At 73.6% G+C, this 9,267-nt stretch carries 9 protein-coding genes; 5 read left to right on the forward strand and 4 right to left on the reverse strand.

Annotation, left to right across the window (positions count from 1 at the left end):
* Positions 1-1,077 (reverse strand): threonine--tRNA ligase (gene thrS, locus M878_RS69115; RefSeq protein WP_023548157.1); only part of this gene is annotated, 1,077 nt, incomplete at its 3' end.
* A gap of 333 nt (positions 1,078-1,410) precedes the next feature.
* Between thrS and M878_RS69120 the strand changes: the two genes are divergently transcribed.
* On the forward strand, positions 1,411-2,202 hold the full coding sequence (locus tag M878_RS69120) for a hypothetical protein (RefSeq protein WP_031225302.1): 792 nt from the start codon (positions 1,411-1,413) through the stop codon (positions 2,200-2,202).
* Between the two features lie 11 nt (positions 2,203-2,213).
* Here the strand turns inward: M878_RS69120 and M878_RS69125 are convergent, their stop codons facing one another.
* Positions 2,214-3,557 carry a helix-turn-helix domain-containing protein gene (locus tag M878_RS69125; protein ID WP_031225303.1) on the reverse strand — a complete coding sequence of 448 codons (1,344 nt, stop codon included), beginning with the start codon at positions 3,555-3,557 and terminating at the stop codon, positions 2,214-2,216.
* A gap of 113 nt (positions 3,558-3,670) precedes the next feature.
* Here M878_RS69125 and M878_RS69130 point away from each other — a divergent pair, with 113 nt between their 5' ends.
* Positions 3,671-3,850 carry a hypothetical protein gene (locus M878_RS69130; RefSeq protein ID WP_023548163.1) on the forward strand — a complete coding sequence of 60 codons (180 nt, stop codon included), beginning with the start codon at positions 3,671-3,673 and terminating at the stop codon, positions 3,848-3,850.
* Positions 3,851-4,023: 173 nt separating this feature from the next.
* Positions 4,024-5,268, forward strand: coding sequence for an amidohydrolase (locus M878_RS69135; protein WP_031225304.1), 1,245 nt, complete (start codon positions 4,024-4,026; stop codon positions 5,266-5,268).
* A 20-nt stretch (positions 5,269-5,288) separates the two neighbouring features.
* On the opposite strand, the gene M878_RS69140 is transcribed toward M878_RS69135, so the two are convergent.
* Positions 5,289-6,419 (reverse strand): hypothetical protein, encoded by a 1,131-nt coding sequence (locus M878_RS69140; RefSeq protein ID WP_023548166.1) that lies wholly within the window; start codon positions 6,417-6,419, stop codon positions 5,289-5,291.
* A gap of 90 nt (positions 6,420-6,509) precedes the next feature.
* Entirely contained in the window at positions 6,510-7,676 is a 1,167-nt protein-coding gene (locus M878_RS69145) for a PP2C family protein-serine/threonine phosphatase (protein WP_051430266.1), read from the reverse strand.
* Positions 7,677-7,843: 167 nt separating this feature from the next.
* Between M878_RS69145 and M878_RS69150 the strand changes: the two genes are divergently transcribed.
* Together M878_RS69150 and M878_RS69155 are read left to right on the forward strand one after the other, a co-directional pair.
* Positions 7,844-8,326, forward strand: a complete 483-nt coding sequence (locus M878_RS69150; protein WP_023548170.1) for a hypothetical protein — start codon at positions 7,844-7,846, stop codon at positions 8,324-8,326.
* Between the two features lie 316 nt (positions 8,327-8,642).
* Positions 8,643-9,267: hypothetical protein (locus tag M878_RS69155; protein ID WP_031225305.1), on the forward strand; the 625-nt coding region annotated here is incomplete at its 3' end.

Genomic DNA, 9,267 nt, shown 5'->3' on the forward strand with positions numbered 1-9,267 from the left:
GTACGGCACCAGGCGCGCGGCCCGGATCCGGGCGCCGAGACTGCCCTCGGCGGGCCCCGCGAGTTCGGCGCGCAGGCCCCGTTCCCAGGCTTCCCGTACGACGGCCGCCGCCTGGTCGTGCTGCTCCTCGGCGACCGGCAGCACCACCAGCTGGACGGGGGCCAGCCAGGCCGGAAGGGCGCCGGAGTGCGCCTCCAGGAGGTGGGCCACGGCCCGCTCGACGCTGCCGATGATGCTGCGGTGCACCATCACCGGGCGGTGCTTGGCGCCGTCCGCGCCGATGTAGTGCAGATCGAAGCGGGCCGGCTGGTGGAAGTCGATCTGCACGGTGGACAGGGTGGACTCGCGGCCGGCCGGGTCGGCGATCTGCACGTCGATCTTCGGGCCGTAGAACGCGGCCTCGCCCGCCGCCTCCTCGTATTCCACCCCGACCTCGGCGAGGACCTCCTTCAGCAACGCGGTGGCCCGCTGCCACAGTTCGGGGTCGGCGACGTACTTGCCGCCCTCGCCGGGCAGCGACAGCCGGTGCCGTACGGCCTCGATGCCGAGGTCGCCGTAGGCGCGGGCGATCAGCTTCAGCGCGTCGCGGGCTTCCTCGACCGCCTGCTCCAGGGTGCAGAAGACATGGGCGTCGTTGAGCTGGATGGCCCGGACGCGGGTGAGGCCGCCGAGGACGCCGGAGAGTTCCGCGCGGTACATGCCGCCCAGCTCGGCGATCCGCAACGGCAGTTCGCGGTAGCTGCGGGAGCGGGAGCGGTAGATCAGGGCGTGGTGGGGGCAGAGGCTGGGCCGCAGCACGACCTCGTCCGCACCGACCTGCATAGCCGGGTACATGTCGTCGCGGTAGTGGTCCCAGTGCCCGGAGATCTCGTACAGCTCCCGTTTGCCGAGCGCGGGCGAGTACACGTGCCGGTACCCGGCCCGGCGTTCGGCCTCGCGGATGTACTCCTCCAGGGTGTGCCGTACGACCGCGCCGTCGGGCAGCCAGTACGGCAGGCCGGCGCCCATCAGGGGGTCGGTGTCGAACAGGCCGAGTTCGCGGCCGAGGCGGCGGTGGTCGGGCAGCCGGTCGTTCATGGGGGTCTCCTCACGGGAGAGGCGAACACCCCGGACATGCCAGAAGCCCCGGGGCGCTCGCCCCGGGGCTTCGATGCTGGTCAGGTGTCAGCGCGCCGGGACGGTGTCCGGCGTCGTCGTGCTCTGCGGGCACGGCGGGCACTTCTGGGCGCGCTGCATACGACGACGTTAGCGACGTACGAAGCCGCAGGTCGAGGCATTTTCCGTCGATGCCTCACCCATCCGTCCGTGCCTCACCCGGACGGACCGTCGCGCTGGTGGGTCGGCCGGGGCGGTGGTGCCGTGAGAGAAGGCACACCGGCCCGCAGTCCAGGAGGCACCTCGGTGATCTCGATGACCTCGTTGACCGACGCGATACGCCCCCGTGGCCTCCGGCTCACCCTCATAGCCGCCGGCCTGATCGCCGCCGGCGGCTGCGCGGCCTTCGGGCTGCGGCAACCGGCGACCGCGCCCCAGCCCCTCCCCACGATCGACAGACCGACTCCGCCGCCGAAGGCCCCCGCGCGGCCCGACGGCTCCACCCTCACCGACGCGCAGGCGCAGGCCGCGCTCATCACCCAGACCGACCTCGGCGCCCCCTGGACGGCGACGGGCGGCGCGGCCCACTGGCGGGACGGGCTGCTGAAGGCGACCACCTCGGCCGGCGAGTGCCAGCGGCTGCTGGACACCCTCTACACCGACGAACTCCTCGGCGGCCCCGCCCGCGTCGTGATCGCCCTGGACGACGACGACCACAACGCCCAGCTGCGCTACCAGATCGCCGCGCGCCGCCCCTCCGACGTCGACGCGGCGCTGTCCTGGCTGAAGACGATGCCGGACCGGTGCGCGCGGTTCACGGCCACCACACAGACCCGAACCCAGGAGGACATCAAGGTCACCGACACCTCGCTGCCGCAGGTCGGCGACGCACGCCAGGGCCTGCGCGTCAGCATCGACGCCACGACGTCCGACAACGAGAAGTACCAGCTCACCCTGGAAGTGGCCGCCGTCCGGGTCGGCCAGGACGCGTTCGCCCTCACCGACGGCGGCCTGGGTGACGTGGCGAACAGCACGACCCAGGCCGCCGTCCAGGACGGCGCCCTGCGCCTGGCGGACGTCCGCAGACAGGGACGGGCGCAGGTCTGATCGTCGAGGGCTCACAGGGGTGGCTGGGCCGGGGCCGGGCCCAGGGTGGTGGTGCCCGGGGTCGTGCGGTGGCCGAGGCCGGTGCGGTAGGCGTCCAGGGCCGCGTCGATCCGGCCGGCGCGGCGCAGCAGGTCGCCGAGGAGCCGGCACAGGTCGGCCAGGTCGCCGGCGGCGCCCGCGCGTTCCAGCAGGCTGAGCGCACGGACGTAGTGCTCCTCGGCGGCCTCGGTGTCCCGGGCGTCCTCGGCGATGATGCCGAGCAGGCGGTGGGCCGCGGCGGCGTGCACCGCGCCGCGCTCGGAGGAGAGGTCACCGAGGACGCCCTCCAGGAGTACGGCGGCCTCCTCCGACTTGCCCCGGCGGTGCAGCACATCGGCGAGTTCCACGGCGGCCTGGCTGCGGTACAGGGCGGCCCGGGACTCCGAGAGCATCGCGTACGCCTGCCGCAGCTCCGCCTCGGCCCGCCCCAGTGCGCCGTTCTGCGCACAGACGTACCCGCGCATCCAGTGGCAGTTGGCCAGCTCGGTGCGCAGCTGCAGCTGGCGGTAGAGCTCGGCCGCCTTGGCGAGGGAGGCGTCGGCCTCCGCGACCCGGCCCTCGGCGATCAGGGTGCGGGCCACCGAGCGGTGCATCCGGGCGATCAGCGCGGGGTCGCCGGCCCGCGGCGCGAGGGCGAGCGCGAACTCGGCGGCCTGGGCGGCACGGGCGTGCGCGCCCATGTCCATGTACGGGCCGATCACGCTGGCGTAGAGCAGAAGCAGGGCGTCGGGATCGTGCAGCCCGCCCCGGTTCAGCTCGTCCAGGGTGGACTCCAGGAGGTAGACGGCGTACCGGAGCTCCCCGGCGAGGTAGTGCGAGACGGCGCGCCCGCGGACGGCCGGTACCCGCGTCGGGAGGGACTCCTGCGCGAGATGCGCCTCGGCGCGCTCGAAGAACCGCCGGGCCCGCGCCAGCTCCCCGGTCTCCAGGGAGCATTCGCCGAGACCGAGCAGGGCACCGGCCTGCACGCGGTCGAGCCCATGGGTCTCGGCCTCCGTGCGCAGCTCCTCGTACTGGACGGCGGCCTCCTCGGCCCTGCCGTCGGCGAGCACCCGCTGCGCCTCGGTGAGCCGGAACCGCAGATCGGTGGCGAGGTGGGCGGGCCGGCCGACGGCCAGCTCCTCGTAGGCGACGCCGAGCCGGCCGGCGATGTGCCGCAGCGCCTCGTCGGAGGCCCGCACCCGGCCCGCCTCCAGGGTGGAGATATAGGCGGGTGTGTAGGCGGGCTCGGCCAGCTGCCGTTGTGTCATCCCACGTTGGGTGCGCAGTTGCTGTACGCGCCGCCCGATCACCGCTGGATCGTCCCGCTCCCTCATCCGCTGGTCCCCTCAACTCCCTTGGCGCCCCTTGCCGTTGCACCCTTTCAGCCCCTAGGTTAAACGGCGGATTAAGTCTGCTTAATAGGTCGCTGTTGTGTTGCGAGGTCGCTGTGCCCGGACGTACATCCGCACCCTACGAACGGCAGAACACCAAGTATGTCCGTGGCGTCGCCGCAGCGGTGGTGGCCGTGGCCGCGCTGATCACGGCGGCGAACGCGGGCCCGGCCCACGCGGCCCCCGCGGCCCCGGCCGCACACATCACGGCGGCGGACCCGACGCCCCACCACTGACAGAACCATTGATCGGCTCCAGGGGACGGAAGTCCGAACAACTTCTCGGTGGCACATCTCGGTGTCAGACGCCGGCCGCACGCTGCCGGCGCCGAGAACGCACGGGTGCCCCAGCCACCAAGGCCGGCGGGACACTCCCCCCTGCTCCCGCCGGAGGCCTACGCTTGCGTTTCGTGACCTCCGACGCCGCGCGCACCGCACTGGACCTGACCGCCGACCTCCCGGTGACGGACCTGGAGGACCTCTACCGTGACCTGCACCGTCACCCCGAGCTGTCCCTGCGCGAGCACCGCACCGCCGGCACGCTGGCCGGCCGGCTGAAGGACGCCGGGTTCGAGACCGCCGAGGGCGTCGGCGGCACCGGTGTCGTGGGCCGGCTGCGCAACGGGGACGGGCCGGCCGTGCTGCTGCGCGCCGACATGGACGCGCTGCCGGTACGGGAGGAGACCGGGCTGCCGTACGCCTCGCAGGCGGACGGGGTGATGCACGCCTGCGGGCACGATCTGCACGTCACCTGGCTGACCGGGGCCGCCGCGGCGCTGGCCGCCGGGCGGGAGACCTGGCGGGGCACCCTGCTGGTGGTGGGCCAGCCGGCCGAGGAGACCGGACAGGGCGCGGTGCGGATGGTCGCGGACGGTCTGTACGAGCGCTTCGGCCGCCCGGACGTCCTGCTCGGCCAGCACGCGGCTCCCGGCCTGGCGGGCCTGTACCCGCACGCACCAGGTCTGATCATGTCGGCGTCGACGGAGGTCGACATCGTCGTACACGGCCGGGGCGGCCACGGCTCCCGGCCGGAGGCGACCGTGGACCCGGTGGTGACCGCCGCCTACCTGGTCACCCGGCTCCAGACCGTGGTCTCCCGGGAGCTCGCCGCCGGCGAGTCCGCCGTGCTGACCGTGGGCCGTATCGAGGCCGGCACCCGGCACAACATCATCCCGTCCGAGGCCCGTGTCTCGCTGAACCTGCGCAGCCAGTCCGAGGAGGTGCGGCAGCGGATGCTGGCCGCGATCCGGCGCATCGCGCACGGCGAGTGCCTGGCCGCCGGCTGCCCGCGCGAGCCGGAGGTGACCATCGGCAACACCTTCCCGGTGACCGTGAACGACGCGGCCACCGACGCCGCGGTCGCCGCGGTGCACGCGGAGGTCTTCGGCGCGGACACGGTGTTCGACCCGGGCCCGGCGATGGGCAGCGAGGACTTCCCCGAGCTGGCGCTGGACAGCTCCATCCCGTACTCGTACTGGTTCGTGACGACCACGCCCGCCGAGGTGTGGGACCGGGCCCCCGGCGACACCCTCCCCGAGAAGTTCGCGGCCGTACCGAGCAACCACAGCCCGCACTTCGCCCCCGACCTGTCCACGATCACCCCGGGCGTCCGCACCCTCGTCTCCGGGGCGCTGGCCATGCTGTCGCCGGCCTGAGCAGCTGGCCGGAGAGGTGACTACGGGGCCGCCTGAAGCTGGCGCAGATGCTGCTGGACGTTCTCCAGCGCACCGCTTCGCCGGCCCGGCACCCGCAGCCTCAACTCAGCGAGGGCAGAACCGAGTTCACGAGCCGGGGCCGGGTCCTTGATCCGCCCCCACTGATGGTGGGCCCGGTCCACGGCCGCCTCCACGGCCGCCGAGTCCACGGCCTGCCCGGCCGCCAGCCGCACCCCGGCGACAGCCAGCCAGGCCCGGCAACTACGCAGCGAGTCCCCCGCCAACATCGCGAGATCGGCCCGGACTTCGGACCAGTGCAGGGCTTCTTCGGAGGCGGTGCCGTGGGAACGGACAGCGGCGGCTTCATGGTGGGCGGCCAGGGCGTCGGCCTCGGGGTACCGGCCGGCCTGGACCCGGGCGCTGATGGCGGCGTGGGGGTCGGCAACCGGCTGTTCCACGTGACTGTTCTGCAGGCCGAGACGGATGGGCGGTTGGGCGAACGGGGGTCTGGGGGCGGAGCCCCCGGGGAAGGCCAGCACCAGGTCCCGCCCCGCCCCCGACTCCCCGGCCCGAGCCCACGCCTGCTCGTGCAACTGCCCGAGAGAAGGCCGGTGCCCGCTCCTCAACAGCGTGGCCACCGCCTTCATGTACGCCGGCTCAGCCACCCCTCGCCGCCCCGCCCCCGCAGCCACACGACCGTAAACGGCCGTGTTCCGGCCGCAGTCCAGCCCCCGCTCGGCGACGTACTGCCACGTCTCGGCATCCGCGTGCAGGTCCAGGACCAGCGCGGTGTCCCCGGCGGAGCGCAACCGCAGCTCCTCCCGGATCCAGTGCCACGGCAGCGCCGTATAACGCACGGTCGCCGGGGTGGTGCGCGCCAGCGCGAGGTGCGGCAGCCGTTGCCGGCGGTCCAGCTGAAGCTGCCCGGCGATGTACACGGTGAGCGGCGCGGGCGCCGCCGCCGCGGCCCGCAGCCGGGTCAGCACGGCCTGCGGCTCCAGCGGATCGACGAGTTCGACCACGTTCGCGGTGTCGGTGCCGGACAGCACGGCGGGGGCGACGGCGGCCAGTACCGGCAGCACACCGGCCGCGTCCACCAGCCGCCCCCGGCCGAGCGGCGCGGCAGCGAGCAACAGCACGGTTCCGGGCATCGTCCCTCCCCCTGTCGACCCTGTTCCGCCTTCCAGCCAGCACCGTAACCGCTGCGGCTGCAAATCCGCGCCTCAGGACCGCAATCGGCCTCAGGACCGCAATCGTCCCTCTTCGCGCTCTTCGCCCTCCGCTGCCCTGATCCGTCGCACGGCGAACGCCGTGGTGTCGTCGCCCAGTCGGCCGCCGCTGTGCCGCAGAACCCCGTCCCGCACCCGCCGGACCAGCGCCCCGGGCCCGGTGCCACCCGGTTCGGCACCGGTCAAGTCGGCGCCCGCGGGGGCGATTTCCCGGGCCAGCGGATAGAAGGTGCCCGTGCGGTCACGGGCCTCGGTCACGCCGTCGGTGACCAGCAACAGCGTCTCGTCGGCGGCGAGCGGCACCCGGCGCACGGGCGGCACGCCGCCCACGAGGTCGGCGAGGCCGAGCGGCAGCCCGTCGCCGCTGGGCAGCTCGCGGACCCCGCGCGGGCCTACGGCGAGCGGCGCCTCGTGCCCGAAGTTGACGATCTCGATGGTGTCCGGGGCGTCCTCGGGAAAGGCGATCAGCACGGCGGTGGCGAACCGGTCGCCGTCGTCGCGGCCGAGCGCGGTGGTGTGCGAGCGGTGCCGCAGCATCCGGATCTCCAGGCGTTCGGCGACGGTCGCGAGGTCCTTCTCGTGGTAGCCGGCCTCCCGGAAGGTGCCGAGCAGCGCGGCGGCGGTCTCCACCGCGCCGAGGCCCTTGCCCTGGACGTCACCGACGAGGACGCGGGTGCCGTGCGGGCCGGGCTGGATGTCGTAGAAGTCGCCGCCGACCCGGGCCTCGACATCGGCCGCCAGATACACCCCGGCCTGTTCCAGACCGGCCCAGCGCGGCGGCAGCGGGCGCAGCACGGTACGGCGTGTGGTCTCGGCGATGTCCAGGATGTGCAGGGTCTGCTGCTCCTTGCGTACGCGCACGCCGGAGGCGATCGTGGCCATCAGGCCGCCCAGCGCGACCAGTACGAAGTCGCCGAGACCGGCCTGGTACTGGCCCGGCCAGGCGCTGTCGACGCCGATGTACGTCATCACCGCCAGCACGGCGAAGGCGGCCGTCGTCCACACCCCGCAGATCGCGGCGGCACTGCCCGGGACCAGCACGATCCAGGTGATGATGCGGAACCGTTCGGTGGTGTTGAGGTCCAGCAGCACGATGCCGACGAGCAGCAGCAGGGGCGGCACCCACGCGACGTTCCGGTCGCGCAGGCGCAGCGGCTGGCGCCGCCGGCCGTACTCCATCTCCGTCACGGCGGGATCTCCGTCACGGCGGGCAGCACTCCATGAGCCCAGCGAAGCACGGGAGAGATCCGGTCGCATCCGGGCACCCGTCACCCTCCTGGCCGACTTGCCGGGCCGTGCCCCCAGGTGTGCGCTGGAGGCGGGGGCAAGGAGAGAGGAGTGCTCCCATGGCTCACGCGGCACCAGCGCCCGGCGGAATGTCCCGCCCCGGCGGTACGCCGGAGATCGCGGCCCGGGGATCCGAACGGCGCGCCCGCCCGCCCGACGTCTTCGACGCGCGCACCCATCGCGTCGCCCGCATCGCCGTCCCGGCCGTACTGGGACTGGTCTACGGATACTGGGTGGCGGCCGACAGCCGCCAGGGCGGCGCCATCACCGGCGGGAACCTGCTGCTCGGCTGGCTCAGCGCGCTGGTGTTCGCGGTGGTGTGCGTCGCCCTGCTGACACTGGCCCCGCGGATGCCGCGCGAGGTGCACGCGCTGCTGTGGACGGCGTTCACCGGTATCGCGTTCGGCTTCCTGTACATCCAGACGGGCCACTCGGTCTGGCGGTCCGTGATGATGTCGCTGATCGTCGCGGGGTGCACCTTCGTCACGTTCTTCTACCGCTACTACACGCGCGAGGACGCGTTCGGGCACCGGGTCCGCTGAACGCACGGCCGCGCGGGCCGTGACGTCGTGTGCGTAGGCCCCAGCGACGTTTGTGTGCATGGGCCCCAGCGACGTTGTGTGCGTGGGCCCCAGCCGGTCGGCCGGGGCCCACGCACTCCCCTGTGTCCCCCTCTTTCCCTCTCTCCCCGTCACCACGTGCGTCGCTTTCGTCCCCCCAGCACCAGGAAACACCCGTTCGGGCGAACCCTCCACCGGAGACCCCCTGCCACCCGTTCGGCCCGCCCGTTCGCCCGCCCGTCCCCCGATCGCGGGCCCTCCGCTGGCGCCCCCGCCCCAGGGACCCTTGTCTGGAAGGGTGCCCCCACGCCTCCGGAGCGCCTTGTCGGCCGCACTGCTCGCCCTGACCTGCCTGCTCGTGCCCTTCGGCGCGCTCGCGTCCTGGGCGGCGTACGAGCTCGCCGACACGGGCCGCTACGTCACCGTGATGGCACCGCTCGCCGCCGACCCGAGCGTGCGCGAGGCCGTGGCGGACACCGTCGGTGACGGCATCCTGCGCGCGGTCGGCCAGCACCTGGACGTGCGCCCGGTACCCGGCTCCGTACGGCCGTTCCTGCGCGACGTGGTGCGCTCCTTCACCCAGACCGAGGCCTTCCGGCTGGCCTGGGACACCGGCAACCAGGTCACCCACGACGCGGTCCTGCGCGCCCTGCGCGACGAGGGCGACGGCACCACGGCCGCCCAGCCCGTCACCGTCGATTTCGCCCCCGTCACCGACCAGGTCAAGCGCCAGCTGGCCCGGGACCATGTGCCGCTGGCCGCGCGCATCCCGGTGCAGCACACCGCGGTCTCGGTGCTCCCGGCGGGCGAACTGGTCTCGCTACGGAAGGGGTTCCACGTGCTCGAAGTCGCCGGTTTCTGGCTGCCGGTGGCGGCCGTCGGCTGCGCCGCCACCGGGATCGCCCTGGCCGTCCGCCGCCGCA

The organism is Streptomyces roseochromogenus subsp. oscitans DS 12.976 (genome assembly GCF_000497445.1).
GTDB classification, from domain to species: Bacteria; Actinomycetota; Actinomycetes; order Streptomycetales; family Streptomycetaceae; genus Streptomyces; species Streptomyces oscitans.